Source organism: Myroides sp. 1354, assembly GCF_030324495.1.
Classification (GTDB): Bacteria; Bacteroidota; Bacteroidia; order Flavobacteriales; family Flavobacteriaceae; genus Flavobacterium.
In genome coordinates this window covers 1-1,235 of sequence record NZ_JACAGN010000039.1, presented here as the reverse complement: position 1 = coordinate 1,235, position 1,235 = coordinate 1, and the positions used below count along the sequence as shown (strand labels likewise).

Genomic DNA, 1,235 nt, shown 5'->3' with positions numbered 1-1,235 from the left:
TCCGTCCAGTCAATCTCCTCTTGGGTTCCGTCGGTTTTAATGTGGTAGAATTTCTTCTCCGTTACATTGTAAACGACGTTTCCGTATTTGCCCGTTAATTTATTGACGATGTTGTTAATCAAGTTTTCATTTTCTGTCAACTTGGTAATAAACTTCGTATTGCTGGCGATTTCTTCAACGTCCAATGCTACGGTATTGCCATCCGAATCTGTGATTGTCAATTGATCGTTGACTAAAGTGAAGCTTTCATTCACTGTATTAAAGTCCGTCCAATCAATCTCTTCTTGAGTTCCATCCGTTTTGATGTGGTAGAATTTCTTCTCCGTTACATTGTAAACGACATTCCCATATTTGCCCGTTAATTTATTGACGATGTTGTTAATCAAGTTTTCATTTTCTGTCAACTTGGTGATGAACTTCGTATTGCTGGCGATTTCTTCAACGTCCAATGCTACGGTATTGCCATCCGAATCTGTGATGGTCAATTGATCATTGACTAAAGTGAAGCTTTCATTCACTGTATTAAAGTCCGTCCAGTCAATTTCTTCTTGGGTTCCATCGGTTTTGATGTGGTAGAATTTCTTTTCTGTCACATTGTAAACGACATTCCCATATTTACCCGTTAATTTGTTGACGATGTTGTTGATCAAGTTTTCATTTTCTGTCAACTTGGTAATAAACTTCGTATTGCTGGCGATTTCTTCAACGTCCAATGCTACGGTATTGCCATCCGAATCTGTGATTGTCAATTGATCGTTGACTAAAGTGAAGCTTTCATTCACTGTATTAAAGTCCGTCCAATCAATCTCTTCTTGAGTTCCATCCGTTTTGATGTGGTAGAATTTCTTCTCCGTTACATTGTAAACGACATTCCCATATTTGCCCGTTAATTTATTGACGATGTTGTTAATCAAGTTTTCATTTTCTGTCAACTTGGTGATGAACTTCGTATTGCTGGCGATTTCTTCAACGTCCAATGCTACGGTATTGCCATCCGAATCTGTGATGGTCAATTGATCATTGACTAAAGTGAAGCTTTCATTCACTGTATTAAAGTCCGTCCAGTCAATTTCTTCTTGGGTTCCATCGGTTTTGATGTGGTAGAATTTCTTTTCTGTCACATTGTAAACGACATTCCCATATTTACCCGTTAATTTGTTGACGATGTTGTTGATCAAGTTTTCATTTTCTGTCAACTTGGTAATGAACTTCGTATTGCTGGCGATTTCCTCTAC

The 1,235-nt window shown here is 38.0% G+C and carries 1 protein-coding gene; it reads right to left on the bottom strand.

Annotated elements, in window-relative coordinates; genetic code table 11:
• Nucleotides 1–1,235 (bottom strand): TroA family protein (locus tag HX004_RS17645; protein WP_502888494.1); only part of this gene is annotated, 1,235 nt, incomplete at both ends.